The organism is Enterococcus sp. JNUCC 77 (assembly GCF_054819945.1).
Map to the genome: position 1 here is coordinate 520,950 of NZ_JBTHIG010000001.1, position 17,867 is coordinate 538,816.

The 17,867-nt window shown below is 36.8% G+C and carries 18 protein-coding genes; 8 read left to right on the forward strand and 10 right to left on the reverse strand.

What is annotated here, in order from left to right; genetic code table 11:
- The first annotated feature begins 4 nt into the window (after positions 1 to 4).
- Together ACVWNY_RS02690 and ACVWNY_RS02695 are read left to right on the forward strand one after the other, a co-directional pair.
- On the forward strand, positions 5 to 610 hold the full coding sequence (locus ACVWNY_RS02690) for a metallophosphoesterase family protein (protein WP_218324296.1): 606 nt from the start codon (positions 5 to 7) through the stop codon (positions 608 to 610).
- 50 nt (positions 611 to 660) lie between these two features.
- Entirely contained in the window at positions 661 to 1,275 is a 615-nt protein-coding gene (locus ACVWNY_RS02695; protein ID WP_218324297.1) for a Vat family streptogramin A O-acetyltransferase, read from the forward strand.
- A gap of 30 nt (positions 1,276 to 1,305) precedes the next feature.
- On the opposite strand, the gene ACVWNY_RS02700 is transcribed toward ACVWNY_RS02695, so the two are convergent.
- Together ACVWNY_RS02700 and ACVWNY_RS02705 are read right to left on the reverse strand one after the other, a co-directional pair.
- Positions 1,306 to 2,682, reverse strand: a complete 1,377-nt coding sequence (locus ACVWNY_RS02700) for a PH domain-containing protein (RefSeq protein ID WP_454071613.1) — start codon at positions 2,680 to 2,682, stop codon at positions 1,306 to 1,308.
- Entirely contained in the window at positions 2,679 to 3,059 is a 381-nt protein-coding gene (locus tag ACVWNY_RS02705) for a GntR family transcriptional regulator (protein WP_218324299.1), read from the reverse strand. The genes ACVWNY_RS02700 and ACVWNY_RS02705 overlap by 4 nt, the downstream gene beginning before the upstream one ends.
- A gap of 165 nt (positions 3,060 to 3,224) precedes the next feature.
- On the opposite strand from ACVWNY_RS02705, the gene mnmA reads away from it, so the two are divergent.
- Positions 3,225 to 4,343: a tRNA 2-thiouridine(34) synthase MnmA gene (gene mnmA / locus ACVWNY_RS02710; RefSeq protein WP_218324300.1), complete on the forward strand. Its 1,119-nt coding sequence runs from the start codon at positions 3,225 to 3,227 to the stop codon at positions 4,341 to 4,343.
- Between the two features lie 86 nt (positions 4,344 to 4,429).
- Here mnmA and ACVWNY_RS02715 read toward each other — a convergent pair whose 3' ends face one another.
- Together ACVWNY_RS02715 and pepA are read right to left on the reverse strand one after the other, a co-directional pair.
- Complete coding sequence (locus tag ACVWNY_RS02715; protein ID WP_218324301.1) at positions 4,430 to 7,096, reverse strand: cation-translocating P-type ATPase; 2,667 nt, start codon at positions 7,094 to 7,096, stop codon at positions 4,430 to 4,432.
- A 225-nt stretch (positions 7,097 to 7,321) separates the two neighbouring features.
- The gene (gene pepA, locus ACVWNY_RS02720) at positions 7,322 to 8,395 is read right to left on the reverse strand and encodes a glutamyl aminopeptidase (RefSeq protein ID WP_454071614.1); all 1,074 of its coding nucleotides are present in this window, start codon (positions 8,393 to 8,395) and stop codon (positions 7,322 to 7,324) included.
- A 127-nt stretch (positions 8,396 to 8,522) separates the two neighbouring features.
- Here pepA and ACVWNY_RS02725 point away from each other — a divergent pair, with 127 nt between their 5' ends.
- On the forward strand, positions 8,523 to 9,194 hold the full coding sequence (locus tag ACVWNY_RS02725; protein WP_454071615.1) for a Pr6Pr family membrane protein: 672 nt from the start codon (positions 8,523 to 8,525) through the stop codon (positions 9,192 to 9,194).
- 91 nt (positions 9,195 to 9,285) lie between these two features.
- Positions 9,286 to 10,710 (forward strand): MFS transporter, encoded by a 1,425-nt coding sequence (locus ACVWNY_RS02730; protein ID WP_454071616.1) that lies wholly within the window; start codon positions 9,286 to 9,288, stop codon positions 10,708 to 10,710.
- Here the strand turns inward: ACVWNY_RS02730 and ACVWNY_RS02735 are convergent.
- A complete protein-coding gene (locus ACVWNY_RS02735) occupies positions 10,707 to 11,408 on the reverse strand; it encodes a methyltransferase domain-containing protein (protein WP_454071617.1) in 702 nt (233 codons plus the stop codon). The two genes, ACVWNY_RS02730 and ACVWNY_RS02735, sit on opposite strands and share 4 nt — an antisense overlap.
- Before the next feature lie 25 nt (positions 11,409 to 11,433).
- On the opposite strand from ACVWNY_RS02735, the gene ACVWNY_RS02740 reads away from it, so the two are divergent.
- Positions 11,434 to 11,847, forward strand: a complete 414-nt coding sequence (locus ACVWNY_RS02740; RefSeq protein WP_454071618.1) for a GNAT family N-acetyltransferase — start codon at positions 11,434 to 11,436, stop codon at positions 11,845 to 11,847.
- On the opposite strand, the gene ACVWNY_RS02745 is transcribed toward ACVWNY_RS02740, so the two are convergent.
- From ACVWNY_RS02745 to ACVWNY_RS02755, 3 genes are all read right to left on the reverse strand, one after another.
- Positions 11,844 to 12,545 carry a DUF554 domain-containing protein gene (locus ACVWNY_RS02745; RefSeq protein ID WP_218324307.1) on the reverse strand — a complete coding sequence of 234 codons (702 nt, stop codon included), beginning with the start codon at positions 12,543 to 12,545 and terminating at the stop codon, positions 11,844 to 11,846. The two genes, ACVWNY_RS02740 and ACVWNY_RS02745, sit on opposite strands and share 4 nt — an antisense overlap.
- Before the next feature lie 110 nt (positions 12,546 to 12,655).
- Positions 12,656 to 14,092: an APC family permease gene (locus tag ACVWNY_RS02750; protein ID WP_454071619.1), complete on the reverse strand. Its 1,437-nt coding sequence runs from the start codon at positions 14,090 to 14,092 to the stop codon at positions 12,656 to 12,658.
- 184 nt (positions 14,093 to 14,276) lie between these two features.
- Positions 14,277 to 15,302 carry a threonine aldolase family protein gene (locus ACVWNY_RS02755; RefSeq protein WP_454071620.1) on the reverse strand — a complete coding sequence of 342 codons (1,026 nt, stop codon included), beginning with the start codon at positions 15,300 to 15,302 and terminating at the stop codon, positions 14,277 to 14,279.
- 81 nt (positions 15,303 to 15,383) lie between these two features.
- Between ACVWNY_RS02755 and ACVWNY_RS02760 the strand changes: the two genes are divergently transcribed.
- Positions 15,384 to 15,917 (forward strand): GNAT family N-acetyltransferase, encoded by a 534-nt coding sequence (locus ACVWNY_RS02760; RefSeq protein WP_454071621.1) that lies wholly within the window; start codon positions 15,384 to 15,386, stop codon positions 15,915 to 15,917.
- On the opposite strand, the gene ACVWNY_RS02765 is transcribed toward ACVWNY_RS02760, so the two are convergent.
- The gene (locus tag ACVWNY_RS02765; protein WP_454071622.1) at positions 15,912 to 16,595 is read right to left on the reverse strand and encodes a metal-dependent hydrolase; all 684 of its coding nucleotides are present in this window, start codon (positions 16,593 to 16,595) and stop codon (positions 15,912 to 15,914) included. The two genes, ACVWNY_RS02760 and ACVWNY_RS02765, sit on opposite strands and share 6 nt — an antisense overlap.
- 81 nt (positions 16,596 to 16,676) lie before the next feature.
- Here ACVWNY_RS02765 and ACVWNY_RS02770 point away from each other — a divergent pair, with 81 nt between their 5' ends.
- Complete coding sequence (locus ACVWNY_RS02770) at positions 16,677 to 17,327, forward strand: B3/B4 domain-containing protein (RefSeq protein WP_218324312.1); 651 nt, start codon at positions 16,677 to 16,679, stop codon at positions 17,325 to 17,327.
- 41 nt (positions 17,328 to 17,368) lie between these two features.
- Here ACVWNY_RS02770 and ACVWNY_RS02775 read toward each other — a convergent pair whose 3' ends face one another.
- Positions 17,369 to 17,842 carry a YbaK/EbsC family protein gene (locus ACVWNY_RS02775; protein ID WP_218324313.1) on the reverse strand — a complete coding sequence of 158 codons (474 nt, stop codon included), beginning with the start codon at positions 17,840 to 17,842 and terminating at the stop codon, positions 17,369 to 17,371.
- Positions 17,843 to 17,867: the final 25 nt, after the last annotated feature.

The following is a 17,867-nucleotide window of genomic DNA, read 5'->3' on the forward strand; positions in this document are numbered from 1 at the left end:
AGAGATGAAGTACTTTATTTCCGATACGCATTTTTTCCATGAAAATCTATTGGGGGACAATGATTTTGCTCCACGTATTTTTGATACCGTGAAAGAAATGAATCAAGCATTGGTAGACGGCTGGAATCAAGTAGTCAAGGATAAAGACGTGGTTTATCATTTAGGCGACGTGGCGATGCATCCGTTGTATGAACGGGGAAATGATGAAATTTTAGCGGAAATATTAAAATTAAATGGTCGGATTATTTTTATTAAAGGCAATCACGATTCACGGGCGTTCTTTAATTTTTTAGCAGCCAACGATCCATTAATGCCAGATGGTTCTAATAAATTTGAATTCCATGATGTAGGTGCGATTGTAAAATTTAATCACCATCAATATTATTTGACCCATTATCCGATGCTTTTAGGTAAAACAGTAAATATCCGTAATTTGCATGGGCACATTCACCATTACAGTATGCCGATTGCTGAAGATATCAACGTTGGTGTCGATGCACCGGAGCGGGATTTATTACCTGAAAAATTACCGTTTGGGGCACCAATTTCCGAAAATCTCATCGATGTTATCGCTATTGAAAAAGAAGCAGAAATAAAGAAATTAAAATAAATTGAAGCATTGCAAGTTGGTTGCAGTGCTTTTTTTAAGGAGTGAAGTTGATGAATTACGGACCAGATCCTAAAGCAATTTATCCTAATGAAGCGATTAAAAGTGTTTGCTTTATTAAAAATGTAATTACTCGAAAAAATATCACTGTGGGTGACTATACTTATTACGATGATGCGAATGGACCAGAAAATTTTGAGCAACACGTGACTCATCACTATGAATTTTTAGGGGATCAATTAATCATCGGTAAATTTTGTGCAATCGCTAGTGGGATTGAATTTGTCATGAATGGCGCCAACCATCGGATGAATAGTATTACGACGTATCCTTTTAACATTATGGGACATGGTTGGGAAAAAGCTACGCCAGAACTGAGTGATTTACCTTTTAAAGGTGATACCATTGTCGGTAATGATGTCTGGATTGGGCAAAGCGTGACGGTGATGCCAGGTGTCAAAATTGGTAATGGCGCGATTGTTGCTGCTAATTCTGTCGTGACAAAGGATGTGCCGGCTTATCATATTGTAGGTGGCAATCCGGCTAAAATAATTAAACCGCGTTTTTCAGCAGAAAAAATTAGTCAACTAGAAGAACTAAAATGGTGGGATTGGTCGGCGGAGAAAATTTTTAACCAATTAACTGAATTAACCAAGATAATAAAGTAAGCGCCGCGGGATTTCCGCAGCGCTTTTTTTTTAGGGCAGATGAGCCAAAATAGCTTGATAGGCATCTCTGGTTTTTTTTGCTTGTTTATTGGTGTAATAATAGGTGCGTTGTTTGGTTTGAATTTCTAAAATCGGTTGATCATTATTAATGACAAACATGGAAATTTTTGTTTGTTTGTCTTGAAAATTGCCGATAGCATAGTGGTCAGTTGCTAAACCGTTTGTTTTTATAAAGTGGTCAGGTAATTGCTTCACTAGGCGAACATTTTCAATATTATTGTAGGCAATTTCTTTTGAAGGATAAAAAGGCGCATCTAAAATGATTTCGTTGGTTTCAACTTGGTAAGTCATGGGATTAGGATGATAATCTAAAAAATACATCGGTCCAATGGTACCCACCATCGCCACTACCAAAATAATTCCTACGATAGCCATCGAGACTTTACCTCCCAAACGGCCAATGTTGACACCCATATTCATTCCAACTCGATCTGGAATCATTAAGCGATGATCGTTTGGATTATAGTAAAGTCCAAAGCGCCAATAATAATCATCGCCACGATAACGAAATGTCGGTGTTTGACTCAGTAATGCATCTTGTTTTTTTCGTAAACGTAATAACCAGTAGAGAGTAAAACCAATTAAAAGGAACATCAATATAAATTCCACAATCATAAAAATCATGAAGGTACTAGGTTTCATATAGATGCTAAACATAGGAATAAATATCATTAACGTAATGCCGATGCTCATACCGGCCATCATACTGGACCAGTAAAATTTGGTTAAATCATTATATTGCTGATTAATTTTTTGATCATCAGTCAGCGCTCGTACTGGTAAACGTTTAATATAGTACCAGCCCACGATTAATAATAACCAAGTCACCAACATAGTGATTAACATAATGATACCTAAACCTTGGTTAAAGGAAAGCAAAACAACATTACCGGCAATAATTAATATTAGAGCAGCAACAAACCACCAGATTGAAACTATTTTCCGATTTTTCTCGATAATCGTTTGGGTATTCATCTGCACGGGTGCCTCGGTTAATTCCCAATGATTTTGAACAATTAAATTGTGCATCTTTCGAATGTAGCGAATTTGTAAAAAGTAAAAATTAGCAATTAAAGCATACAATAATAGAAAGAATAAGGTCATAAAGATAGAGTCTTTCATTGGTAGAAAAAAGATTAAGGAAATCAATGAGTAAATAGTTGCCACTTGAAATAATCTTTTCCGATATTTTTTCGCTAAGGTAGTGACTTGTGGATCATTTACATGTTCTGGTGAAAAGGTATTTTCAATCACTACATAATTGTGAGGTTTCGCTGCCAAACCGCCGGTAAAGGCCATGATAAAACTACAAAAAACAAATATGACAAAAATGATGATTCCCATCATGATTGATCAGCTCCTTTTTTAAAGCTGGATAGAATAGTTGCAACTTTTTCCAGCAATTCTTTTTCTGTGATACCGGAAAGCGCCAATTCCGCTAAAATCAAAGTGAGGCTTTCGTCACGATTTTCTTTTGTAATCACTGGTAATGGTGCAACAACTGTTCCTTTGCGGCGGTCAGCAATTAAGTAGCCCGCTTCTTTTAATTGCTGATAACCTTTAGAAACAGTCATAGTATTGACGCCCAGTTCATCAGCAATTTGTCTAACTGTCGGTAATTGTTCGCCAACACTTAATTCGCCTTTTGCAATGCCGATAATGATTTGGCGCTTCAGTTGTGAATAAATCGCTTCTTCTGATAATGGATCGATTTCTAAAATCATAATCATGCCTCCTTGTATTATTTATATTAATACAAATAATACAAAGTGTCAAAAAATTTTCCTCTCGAATTTATTTTTAAATTGTTGTATAATGCAGATTACTGAAAAGTTGCGACCTTCAAATCGATAATTTTTTCGGAATTTAAATGAAATGATGGTGATACTGTGTCTAACAGCAACACGCGCGTCGTCGTAGGAATGTCTGGCGGCGTAGATTCATCCGTGACAGCTTTGCTTTTAAAAGAACAAGGCTATGACGTGGTGGGAATTTTTATGAAGAATTGGGATGACACTGACGAAAATGGTGTCTGTACAGCAACGGAAGACTACAAAGATGTCGCTAAAGTGGCTGCCCAAATTGGTGTACCGTATTATTCGGTTAATTTTGAAAAGGAATATTGGGATCGGGTTTTTGAATATTTCTTAGCAGAATATCGCGCTGGGCGCACACCAAATCCAGATGTGATGTGTAACAAAGAAATTAAATTCAAAGCATTTTTAGATTATGCAATGGATTTAGGCGCTGATTATGTCGCTACTGGTCACTATGCCCAAGTAGAAACTGATGAAAATGGTGTCGTTCACATGCTTCGCGGGGTGGACAATAACAAAGACCAAACTTATTTCTTAAGTCAATTATCTCAAGCACAATTGGCTAAAACAATGTTTCCTTTAGGCGGAATGGAAAAATCAGAAGTTCGTGCAATCGCTGAACGCGCTGATTTAGCTACAGCTAAGAAGAAGGATTCTACCGGTGTTTGTTTTATTGGCGAAAAGAATTTCAAACAATTTTTAAGTCATTATTTGCCAGCTCAAAAAGGCAACATGGTTACTTTAGACGGAGAAGTCAAAGGACAACATGATGGCTTAATGTATTATACGATTGGTCAACGTCAAGGCTTAGGAATTGGCGGCGGTGGAAAAACGCAAGATCCATGGTTTGTAATCGGCAAAGATCTAACCACTAATACATTATATGTAGGACAAGGCTTTCATAATGAAGCATTGTATGCGACTAGCTTGGATGCTAGTGAAATTCACTTTACTACGGATGAAGAAAAACCAAAAGAATTCCGTTGTACAGCAAAATTCCGTTATCGCCAAGAAGATTTACCTGTGACGGTTCATTTATTGGAAGATAATCGGGCAGAAGTTATTTTTGACGAACATATTCGTGCCATTACACCTGGACAAGCAGTTGTTTTTTACGATGGAATGGAATGTTTAGGCGGCGGCTTAATTGACCACGCTTATAAAGAAAGTAAAGAATTGCAATATATCTAAAAAAAGAGTTGGGAATTTTGTAGCGCCTCTGAAAGTTAGTTTTTTGGCTAACTTTCTAGGGGCGCTTCATTGCTCAACTCTTTTTATTATTGTTGATTTTTAGCCGCCTGATAATTTTTTTGCGGACGTTTATTCAAGAATACCTTGGTGATTTCCATTAAGAAAACAGCTAATAAAGCTAGACTTAGAGCAAGACCAATATTTCCAAGGGAGAAATCAGCTGGAATAGCGAAAATTTCTCGTACTCCTGGCAATAATGTCAAACTAAATAATAAGCCACTCGCCAGTACGGCAATTAAAACAATTTTATTTGAAAAGAAGCCAGCTTGAATGGCTGTCTCAGTATTCGAGCGTGCTGGAAAAGTTTGCAATGTACGACTAAAAATTAAAGTGGTAAAAGCCATCGCAACACCAATTTCTGGACTGGTCATGTTACCAAACCATTGTGAAAAGATGACGGCTGCAGCAATCAAAATCCCACGATAAGTCACTGAAATCAATGTTTTGCCAGTAAAAATTCCTTTATCAGGATCTCGTGGATTTCTTGCCATAATATCTGGTTCAGCTTTTTCAGTTCCCAAAGCAATAGCTGGTAAAGAGTCGTTGACTAGATTAATGAACAGCAATTGTAGTGCCGTAAAAGGATTGTCCCAACCGATAATTAAGGCAAAAACAATCGCGATAATCGCCCCTAAGTTTCCTGCGAATAAATAGGCTACTGCTTTTTTTATATTGTCAAAAACATTTCGACCAACAGCTACAGCGCTAATAATTGAAGCAAAGTTGTCATCGGTTAAAACCATCGCAGCGGCATCTTTTGCCACATCAGTTCCAGTTCCCATAGCAATCCCTATGTCGGCTTGTTTTAAAGCCGGTGCATCATTGACACCGTCACCAGTCATAGCAGAGATATGACCTTGGGCTTGCCAAGCGCGAATAATCCGAATTTTATTTTCTGGTGAAACCCGCGCATAAACAGTAATATCAGCCAGACGATCGGTAAGTTCAGCATCAGTTAATTGATCTAATTCTGAACCAGTTAGAGCTTGATTACCATTTGTAAAAATCCCGATTTCTTTGGCGATTGCTACGGCGGTGGTTTTGTGATCACCTGTAATCATGACTGTTTTGATACCGGCAGCTCGAGCTTCTTTGACAGCAGCAAAAACTTCTTTACGAGGGGGATCAATCATGGCTAGTAAACCAACTAAGATTAAATCATTTTCAGCTTCAAAGTTCAGCTCGTCTTGATTAATTTCTTTGTAAGCGAAAGCCAATACCCGCAAGGCCCGATTGGAAAAAGCTTCATTCTGCGCTTGCATTTTTTTCTGAGCAGCTTGATCAAATGGAACTACTTTACCATCTAGTAAAATTTTACTAGCTCTTTGAAAGACTATATCAGGTCCACCTTTTGTCACCATTATTTTTTGTCCATCTATTTCATGAAGAGTAGACATTAGTTTACGATCAGAATCAAATGGTAACTCAGCTAAACGGGGATAATTTTTTTGAATTTCTCGATAAGCTTGATTATTTTTTTGACTGTAATCAATTAAAGCAATTTCGGTTGGATCACCTAGTTTGGTACCATCCTCAGCTATTGACGCATCATTGGCTAAGACACTGATGTCGATCAAGCGTTTTTCATCAAAAGACCAATTTTTTGGTTCGTTAGAAAATTCGCCTGATTGACCATTGGCTAGATAAAAATCAATCACAGTCATTTTATTTTGGGTTAAGGTACCAGTCTTATCAGTACAAATAATACTTGTGGATCCTAAAGTTTCAACGGCTGGCAACTTACGAATAATCGCATGTTGTTTAGCCATTTTTTTCGTTCCTAGTGATAAGACGATGGTAACAATTGACTGTAAAGCTTCAGGAATTGCCGCCACTGCGACCGCGACTGCAAACATAAAGGCGTTGATAATTTCTTCCGTTAAGTTAGTAGGCGCACCGCCAATAAATAAACGCGAAATCTGAACCACCAAAATTAAGATCGATAAGGCTAAAATAGCCAAACTTAATTTTTTACTGAAACGATCCAAACCACGTTGCAGTGGGGTTTTACTTTCGGTTGTAGACTCTAATAGATTGGCAACTTGCCCAATTTCAGTTTGGCTACCAGTTGCGCTAACGAAAAACTTAGCACGACCATAGGTAACAATTGTGCCACTAAAAACCATATTATCACGATCACCCACCGGTAAAGTGCCAGTTAAAACGGCTAAGTCTTTTTCTGCTGGCGTCGATTCACCAGTTAGCATCCCTTCGTCTACTTTTAAAGAGCCGGCTTCAACCAATCGCCCATCAGCTGGCACATAGTCACCGGCTTCTAAAATAACTAAATCACCTACGACTAAATCTTTAGCTGGGATTTGAATTTCTTGTTGATCACGTATTACAGCGGCATCAGGAGCCGATAATTTTTTCAGTGCATCTAGCGAGCCTTCTGCTTTTTTAGTTTGAATCACACTCACTACCGAGTTCAGTAATAATACTGCAAAAATTACTAAGGATTCAACGTGAGCGCCCATCACCATTTGAACAATCGCAACAATTAACAGTACTACTACCATGGCATCTTTAAAGGTGTCTAAAAATAGTCGCCAACTAGATTTTTTTGGTTGTTCTTTTAACTGATTGGGACCATTTTCTGCCAGTCTTTTAGTCGCTTCAGCAACTGACAAACCATTTTCTGATGTTTGCAGTGTCTGTTGTAAATCTTTGATATTTTTCTGATAAATTTCCATTATATTCCTCCAATTCAATAAAAAAAGAGACCTAAGACAAGTGATGTTTACTTGTCTTAGGTCTCACCATTTCATATGATACCAGAGAACGCGATGCGTTAACTTACTGTTGATATCATAACAACTACTCGAGTTGTCGGTTACTCCCCTAAGGAATCTTCTTTTATCGTAAAGTGAATACTACAGGAATTTTTTTAAGAGCGCAACGTTTTTGTTTGTTCTTAATTATTTTCCAGCAATGATGGTTTCGATGGTACTTTGATCTAAGCCTTTTAACACTTGAATCAACATTTCTCTAGCAGCATCAAAATCCGCAATGCTAAACATCGTTTGGTGGGTATGGATATAGCGACCACAAACACCAATCACTGTGCTTGGAATTCCTTGATTTGATGTGTGGGCAGCGCCAGCATCAGTACCGCCTTTTGAAACAAAGTATTGATAAGGAATATGATGAGTTGCCGCAATATCTAATAAATATTCTTTTAGGCGAGGCAATAAGATCATTCCAGGATCTTGAATCCGTAAGAGTGTCCCTTCACCTAAGTGTCCGAAAGTTCCTTTGGTTGTGACAGTGTCATCAGCTGCTGAACAATCCACCGCAAAGAATAAATCTGGTTGAAATTTTGTGACTGCTGGTTTTGCTCCCCGCAAGCCAACTTCTTCTTGGACATTTGCGCCGGCGACTAAGGTATAATCTAGTTTTTCTTGGGCTAAAGCTTCTAGCGCTTCTAAGACGACTGTACAGCCATAACGGTTGTCCCAAGCTTTACTGATGATATTTTTTCCATTGGCCGTTTTAATGGTTTCTACTAGAGGTACGATGGTGTCCCCAGGTCGCACGCCATAACTTTCAGCTTCTGCTTGAGATTCAAAGCCAGCATCAAATAGAATATCCTCTACTTTAATTTGTCCTTGACCGCTCGTTCCTCTTAATAAATGCGGCGGAACAGAAGAGGAGATACAAGGATAATTTCCATTAGCTGTTTTTAGCGTAAAGCGTTGAGCAGAAACAACATAAGGGTTCCAGCCACCTAATGGGGTAACTTTGAACAAACCTCTTGGCGTAATTTCTGTTAGCATAAAACCAACTTCATCCATGTGAGCAGCAACCATGACCCGTGGTTTTTCGGTAGCAGCATGTTTTAAGCCAAAAATACCTCCCAAGCCATCTTGTGCGACTTCATCAACTAAAGGTGTCAGTGCTTTTCTCATATAGCTACGAATGTCTTCTTCAAATCCACTGGTTCCCTGTAATTCAGTTAACTCTTTGATACGTTGAAATGCTTTTTCATCCATTTTTTATGACGCCCCTTTCAAAATTATTATAAACTTTTTTTTAAAGGTTGGATAGGACTTAGATAATCTTCCTTATTTTAAATATTTAGTTATAATAAGAAGGATAAAGAAAAAGAAAGAGGATTTGATGAGAGAAATAATAAAAAATATATTTCGTTTTTTTATACTAATTATTTGTGGTGTAGGATTGAGTTGGCAGCTGGGAATGTTAGGTGGGGATTTTGATAGTTTTCAGTTGATTTTTTATACGATTCAAAGTGATTTTTTAATTTTTTTAACGTATCTTTTTTTAGTTGTCACTAGTTTTTTTCAAAGCTTATATCAACGGAAATTTATTTCAAAAGACGTCTCTGCTAATCTATTAGGTAAGTTAACTTTGCTAGCTATCCTTTCCTCGGTCGCTGATAATTTTTTTACCACACCTAGTACAGTGGATCCAAGAGTTATTTTTCTATTGCATCATTTTTTACCACTCCTAATGTTGCTGGATTGGTTTATCTTTGTACCAAGGGCGGATATTAAGCAGACAAAACCTTTAACCTGGATCATTTTTCCGTTATTGTATTGGTTGTTTATAGTTGTTCGAGCAACATTTTACTTACCGTTAAGAAATAGTTTTTCGTGTTATCCATACAGTTATTTGGATGCAGATTTGCTCGGATGGCCGACGGTTTTTGTACATATGTTTGCTTTACTGCTTTTATTATTGATTATCGGTTATGCTTTAAAAAAAATCGGTAGTGGGCGCTATTTACAAGTTTTAAAGTGTTGGTTAAAAAATAATAAAAAAATAGTGTAATTTGACGGGTCAAAAATAATCGAAAAAAAACTTGATTGGTTCTATACTTTGGATTATCAAATATGGAAACAAAGATTGTGAGGATTCGATTATGGCCAGCAAAAGCAAATTACTATCAGGCCCAATTATTGTTTTGGGTCTGTTTTCATTTCTATCATCTTTATCAGGAGAAAGTACCAATTTAGCCTTACCAAATATTAGTCAAGCGTTACAAATAACCAATAACCAAGCTACTTGGATTGTTCAAGTAGGCTTAATTACAACAACCATTTTGTTAGTGGCTTTTGGTCATTTAGGAGATATGATTTCAAAAGAATTTGTTTTCTTAATCGGTGGCATTTTTTTTACATTGGGATCACTGGTGAACGGATTGGCACCAGGTTTAACGATTTTATTGTTGGGGAGGGTCGTGCAAGCTATTGGTTCGGCAATGATAATGGCAAACTCAATTGGCATTACTACAGAATTGTCCACACCTAAAAACCGTGGCGAACTATTAGCCATTACCTCGATGTTTATTTCAGTAGGTGCCATCTCTGGTCCGGCTATCGGTGGGTTGATTTTATCCTTTACTTCATGGCGCTTGATTTATTTGATCAATGTACCTTTGGGAATTTTATTTATTTTAATTGGTTTGAAGGTTTTTATCTTCCCTAAAATATCGGTTGCGACTGTGAAAAAATCTTTGGCTGGTGCCAATTGGTTCGGGCAAATCTTTTTTTCAGTGGGAATTATTGTTTTGTCTGTAAGTAGTTTATTTTTTCAAAACCCAAAGTTAAGCTATTTAGTCGGTATAGCAGCTTTTATTCTAGGAGCCGTTTTAACAATTTATTCCTATATGCAAGATGATCACAGTCAAACACCTTGGATTTCTCCAACCATTTTACGGAATAAACCTTTTGTTTTTTCAATGTTCGCTTTATTCTTAGCCATGTTGGTGAATGTTGCCTCGAATATTTTATTACCGTTTTATTTACAAAGTTTCAATGGTATATCGCCATTGATTGCTGGTTTAATTATGATTTTGCAATCTAGCGTGATGTTGTTTGTTTCACCAATCTCTGGCCGTTTAGCTGATCGGATAGGATCAGGGAAATTAATTATTGCCGGTTTGTTAGTCTTAGCCGTCTCTCAAATAGGCTATACAATGTTTCCTCTTAAATTTAATTGGCCGCTAGTTTTATTACCAATTTTATTGAATGGTGTAGGTATGGGAATGTTTTTGGCGCCTAATAATTCTTTGGCCATTTCCTATGTAGATAAAAGTTTAACAGGTGTGGCAGGTTCTTTGACTTCGTTTTTTAGAACAATTGGAATGAGTTTGGGGATTACGATTGCTTCGACGGTTTTATTTGCTCAATTATCAGGTGTACGATATATCACGCCTCAATTAGGGACGACCTTTTTGACAGCTTTTCACCATGTCTTTTTATTAATGACTGGATTATCTTTGATTGCGGCTATTTTATCTTTATACTTATTAAAATGGGAAAAAGAAAGGGCGCTTAAGAATTAACTCGTGCCCTTGACTTGATAATAGATGATTTCAAAAGTAATCTGGTGAATATTTTCTTTAGTTAATTGATCGCCAAATACGGTGTTTAGTCGTTTCGCCAAATCTTCTGAGGAAAGTTCGTCTTGATAATAATCATGGAAAAAAGATCTTTCGTATATTTCTTTATGTTGATAAGTAAATTGTTTGGTTTGATAGCTAATCTGTAATTGACCGAGCTTTTTTTTATAACTTTGGTTGATTGCTAAATCGGGATTTTTAGCTTCAAATGGGCTAAATAAGCTGTCAGAATCTTCAATGACCCGTAATAAACAACACCAATCTTTACTGAGACGATTAAAAGCAGGCAAGTCATCAGCTTTTAAAGCCGGATTCATCGCTGAAAAAACGAGATCAAAATGTTGTGGCTGTTGAAAGAATTCCGTTTGTGCCATTTGCAGGAAGGCAACTTTTGAGTTGGCCTTCTTTTTTGCAAGCTCAATCATTTTTTTTGAGAAATCCACTAGTAGATATCTTTCTGTAAAAGATTGAAAAAATGCCATATATCTACCACTGCCACCAGCTAAATCAAGTATACTAGACTGAGGTAAAATTTTTGCTTGGAGCAAAAAATCAGTTAGATCTTTTTCAATTGTTGTAAAAGAAGCTGCTTGAATTTCGTCGTATTCTTCGGCGAAATCATCCCAAAAATTTTCGTTCATTTTTTATCCTTTCTTGGAGGTTCTAATGATTATAAACAATATTTCCCCACAAAAATTAACACCGATTTTGACCGATTTATTAGCTTTTGACCAGCAGAACAAAGCGGTCTCAGCTATGCCTATTCAGACCATCGCTTTTTCAGCAGAAATAGCCGATCAAATTGTCGGCGGTGTTACTGCTAAAATTACTGGTGAAAGCCTGCATATTTCCTTGTTGGCGGTATCGCCGCAGCAACAAAATCAAGGGATTGGGGCTAAGTTGATTGAAAAAGTTGAAGCCTATGCACTCACAGAAAAATTAACCACTATAACTTTAACAACTAAAAGCTATCAGGCGCTAGATTTTTATTTGAAACAAGGATATCAAACTTTTGCAGAACTAACAGATGTGCCAGTTCGCGGCATCACTAAATATTATTTATTAAAACGCCTTTCTTAAAAATAATAATATTGAACAGTTAAAATAGCGACTAAAACTAAAATAGCCGGTAAAAAATTTGAGACTCTGATTTTGGTTAATTTCATAACATTAAAGCCAATCGCCATAATCATCAGTCCGCCAATCGCACTGATTTCATCCATTAAGAGAGTCAGTAATTCAGGTGGTAGATATTTCACGATAATGCTAGCAAAAATTGCGATTAATCCTTGATAAATAATTACTGGAAAAGCTGAAAATAATACGCCAATCCCTAGTGAAGCAGTCAACATAATCGACATAAAACCATCCATCACTGCTTTGGTAAATAGGGTAGTGTGGTCATTAGACACACCACTTTGAATCCCACCGATAATCCCCATAGAACCAATTAAATAAATCAGACTAGCCGTGACAAAACCTTCAGCAAAATTGCTATTTCCCCGAGCAAAACGCCGTTCTAAAAACAGACCCAATTTTGTCATGGCATCTTCAATTTTTAAACCTTCACCAATCATGCCACCAATGCAAATCGCAATAATAATTAGAATAAATGACTTGGCGGTAATCGCCATCTGGACAGCTAAAGCAATCACCCCTAAAGCAATTCCTTTTGTTACAGTATCCTTCGTCTGTTCAGAAATATTTCGTAAAACCACTCCTGACAAACTCCCGGCAATAATTGCTAAACCATTTACAACAGACCCCAAAAGAATCATCCCAACACCTTCATTTCTTTAAAATGAGAAAATAATTAAAATCAATACTAACATGAAGCTGTCGCTCATAGCAATAGCAAAAAAGCCCGAAAAATTTTCGGACTTCTCATTTAAATTTCACCTTTTTTTAGACGTTCACGTTTTGCTAAGATCGGCATTACAAAACCCAATCCAATTAAAACGACAATTCCGACAATATTAATAATTAATTCGTGCCAGAAAAGTGAAGAGCCATAAGGGGCATCTTGTGGCAAAATCCCAAAAATTGTTGCAACTGCAGTAATAATCAAACACCACATACCGACAAATACGGCGAAGCGATCATTTTTAATAAAGACATAATCGGAAGGAAATTTTTGTGTATCTTGTCGAATTTTGATAAAGGCGTAAAAAATCCAACAAGTGACACCGGGAGAAATAATTCCGTTTAAGTTCAACAGCCAGTTAAAAATATCATTCATCTCTGGCAGGAAAACCCCTAGTAATAAAATGAAGGCACTCAAGGCAGTTGTTAAAATATAGCCATTGATTGGTAAACCATCCTCATTTAACTTGGTTAAGGCTTGCGGCATATACTTTTTACCGGTATCAGAGATCAACATTCGAGTCATCGCATCCAATAAAACTGCCAGTAAAGCGCACATATAAATAATTTGGGTAATGGCAAAGATATACATTAAGGTATTTCCTAGATGATAAAATTCTCCCAAACGTTGAAAAGCATAGTAAGAACCGTTCATTTTCAAATTATTTGGCAAGTTATGGGCATTAAAGAAAACTCCTAATGAGAATGAACCAAAGACCGTTAAGAAAATCGTCATCACCGTTAACATAATCATTGCTTTAGGAAAATCTCTTTTTGGTTTTTTCATCCGAGTCACAAAAGGAGCGACCAATTCGGCACCGTTAATGGCATAAATCAATAATCCAATTGTTGTTAAATAATGTAAATTAAACTTTGGCAAAATGGTTTGAAAATTCATCGGTTGCGTTTCAATATGACCATTGGGCATAAATAGGGAAGTGAAGGTCATCACGACAAATAAAATCGCCATAATAAACATTGCCCCACCACCTAGTGTGCTTAACACTTCCAAAGACTTTTTGAAATGACGTTGTAAAAAAATAAATATTAAAAAAATGACAAAAGTTAACAACGCAAACATTGAGTTAGACAATTGCTCTTCTAACGAATCATTCCCGTTAATGACCCAACCAAAACCAACCACTACCGCATTGGCTGTGTCTACTACGTAAGGAATTGAGGCCGCCCAATAAGTCCAAGCAGTAAAATAGCCTAACCGATCGCCGCTAGTTCCTCTGACCCATGAAGTTAAGCCGCCACCTTCATGATTAAAAACTGAACCTAATTGTCCCACCATCAATGAATAAGGGATTACATAAAGTAACAGCAAAATCACCCAAGAAGTAATTACTCCCATTCCTTGATTGGCAAAATTATAAATAATATCATCAAATCCGATAACTGTAACAAAAGACATCATGGCTAAAACTGGCCATGAAATAAAACTTTTTTTCTCTTCCATGAAGCTGCTCCTTTAATTTTAATCTAAGTTTTCAGCAGCAAACAGGGGGGCTTATTTAATGGCAACAAAGTCGAAACATCCTCTCATTCGAATCGCTTTATCTTCCCATGAAAACAATCGTAAGGTCAACTGTTAAATAAAAAAATTGAAGCAGACCAGGCTGCTCCAATTTATAAAAAACTCTTTACATAATCGCCAATAAGGCTTCAATATCTGCTCTTTTAGTTGCCCAGCTCGTAGCAAAACGAATTACTGTGTGACTATCGTCGAAGATTTCCCAGAAACCAAAAGCAACTTGTTCTTTTAATTTTTCCATTTTCTTGTTTTCCAAAATAATGAATTGTTGATTTGTTGGGGAATCTAGATAAAATTGATAGCCTTTTTCTTTTAGGCCAGCTTTTAATAAATCAGCTAACTCAATTGCATTTTTACTGATTTCAAAATATAGATTATCGGTAAATAAAGTATCAAATTGAATCCCTAATACACGTCCTTTAGCTAATAAGGCGCCTTGCTGTTTCATATTTGGAACAAAATGAGCTGGCGTATTATTTTTAGTGAAGACGATGGCTTCTCCTAATAAGGCACCAACTTTTGTACCGCCAATGTAAAAAACATCTACTAAATCAGCTAATTCTGGCAAAGTTACATCATTTTCTGAACTTGCTAAAGCGTAACCTAAACGAGCCCCGTCAACAAACAAAGGAATTTTATATTCATCACAAACGGCGCTGATGTCCGTTAATTCTTTTTTAGAATAAATCGTCCCATATTCAGTTGGTTGAGAAATATAAACCATGCCAGGTTGCACCGCAAAATCACGGTTGCCATCATTCCAATAATTTTTCATATATTGCTTCACGTCAGTGGCTGAGATTTTGCCAACTTTTTGCGGTAAAGTCAATACTTTGTGACCGGTAAATTCAATCGCTCCAGTTTCGTGAGTAGTGATATGTCCGGTTTCAGCTGCTAGCACACCTTCTGTTTTATTTAGCATCGAAGCAATCACTAAAGCATTGGTTTGCGTACCACCAGAAATAAAATAAATATCAGCATCTGGTTTTTCACAAGCTGCTTGAATTTTTTGACGGGCATTTTGACAATAAATATCATTTCCATAACCAGTTAATTTTTCCTCGTTAGTTGCCACCAAGTTAGCCAAGATTTTTTCATGTGCCCCTTCTAAGTAATCGCTCTCAAAATTTAACATCTAATTCCTCCTAGTCTAATGAAGCATCTTTCTGATAAAATTATCCCATAAATAAATCTATTATCAAGGGGAGTTTTTAGTTTGGAAACAAAACGATTAATATTTAGAGAGTGGCGTGACGGAGACCAAATCCTTTTGAATAAATTTTTACAAGATGCTGAAGTGATGTCCGCTTATGAACATGCTTTTTCTGATGAAGAAGTCACCAATTGGTTAGCTTGGAATGTAAAATCCTATGCTGAAAATGGTTTTGGCTTATGGGCATTGGAATTGAAAGAAACTGGTGAAATTATTGGAGAATGCGGTTTGATTTTACAAGAAATTGACGGAGAATTTTTCCCCGAAATTAGTTATCATTTGGCACAAAAATTTTGGCATCAAGGCTACGCTACAGAAGCTGCTCTAGCGGTTCGAGATTGGACGTGGCTAGAAACAAATTATACGGAATTAATTATTACCACCAGAGATACCAACATTGCCTCCATGAACGTCGCGATTCGCTGTGGTTTTATTATTAAAAAAAGAATGGTCAAATATTATCGCGGGATTGAAATGCCCCATTATTTGTTTGGATACAAAAAGACACCTCATAATAGAGATGCCTCAGCTTTATAGTTGGATGGATTCACCGACCGCCATTACTTGACCAATACCATCTGGTAATAGTTCTACAAATTTTTCGGGATCTTGTTTGATTAAAGGAAAAGTATTGTAATGAATCGGGACGACTTTTTTAGCTTTTAGTCGTTTGGCTGCACTAGCTGCTTCTTGTGGTCCCATCGTGAAATTATCACCGATTGGCAAGAAAGCTACATCGATTTCAAAGGCTTTACCAAATAATTCCATGTCACCAAAATTTGAAGTATCGCCAGCATGATAAATCGTTTTGCCATTACTTTGCAAAATAAAACCAGCTGGATCACCCATATAAAGCATTTTACCTTCAAATTCGTAGCCAGAACTATGTTGAGCGTGCATCATTTTCACCCGACCAAAAGGAAAATCGAACTTCCCACCAAGGTTCATAGGATGACCTTTTTCAGCACCTTGTATCGCTGCAAAATGTAAAATTTCTGGTTGAGCAATAATTGTCGCATCATTATTTTTGGCAATTTCTACCATGTCACCAATATGATCGTTGTGCCCATGTGTAATCAAAATATAATCTGTCTCTACTTTACTGGCTTCCAAATCAGTGAGGGAATTACCGTTAATAAAAGGGTCAAATAATAGTTTTGTGCCGTCGTCAGTAACCACTGATAAAACCGAATGTCCGTGATAGGTAATTTTCAATAGAAAAACCTCCTTTTTTTTATTATACTTTTAGATAGGAAAATAAACTATTAAGATCCCTTTAAAAAGAAGAGGTGTTTTATGGAATTAATCGTCAGTCCAACATTAAAGGAATTAGGTGTCACTTTAAGTTATCACTTAGTTTCTTTTAAAAATCAAGATCACCAAGAAAAATTGTGGCAAGAACTATTAAATCCTCTGTTTCAACAATTAGAGACTGGGGGCGTTGGTCAGATTAAAGAGGATCCGCAAATCATCGCCACTAAAAAGGTTTATCGCGCATTAGGGAAAGATCCGGCACGTTTTCGACCGTCTTCAGATAGTTTGTGGCGTCGCGTAGCCCAGCAAAAGGGCTTGTATCAAATCAATGATTTAGTAGATTTAAATAATTTTTTTTCACTGAAATATAGAATCCCTTTTGGTTCTTACGATGTAACAAAAATCCAATCACCAATTACTTTAACGGTGGGTGAAGCTGGTGAAACTTATCCAGGAATCGGTAAAGCTTCAGTCAATATTGAAAATTTAATGGTATTAACCGACGAATCGGGACCGTTTGGCAGTCCAACAGCAGATTCAACGCGGGGAATGATTGGTGAAGATACATCGGAAGCGATCGTGATCGGTTATCATTTTTTAGCGGATGACTTCGCTACCATACAAAAAGAAATCAAAGAAGTTTTAGAAGCTTATTTAACTGAGGGTCATGTGATTGAACAAGGAATAGTTTAAAAAATACGAGCGGGAGAGTTTTTCTCCCAGCTCGCATTTTTTTACCAATTTTTACAAACATCAATCCAAGTTTGAAAATCGGTATATTCTTCTAACTCAGGAACTGTTAGCTTAATGGCGCTATTGCCACTACCACAAGCAGGATAAACATAATCAAAGCGTTTCAACGATTCATCTAAATAAATATCTACCTCTGGATTAACCGCAAAAGGACAGACACCACCGACCGGATGACCAACTCTTGTATCCACCTCGTCAGGTTTTAACATAAAAGCTTTCTCTTGAAAAATGCTTTTAAATTTTTGATTGTCGATCTTTGCATCACCAGCAGTGACCAATAAAATCACTCGGTCTTGATTCTTTCGCTTAAAAGATAAGGTCTTAGCAATTTGCTCCGGTTTGGTTCCTAATGCCTGTGCTGCTAAAGCGACGGTAGCTGAAGATTCATTTAAGACAATAATATCTTCTTCGCGACCAAATTCGGAAAAATATGATTGAACTTTTTCTAATGACATAAAATCCCTCCATTTTTTCTAGCAA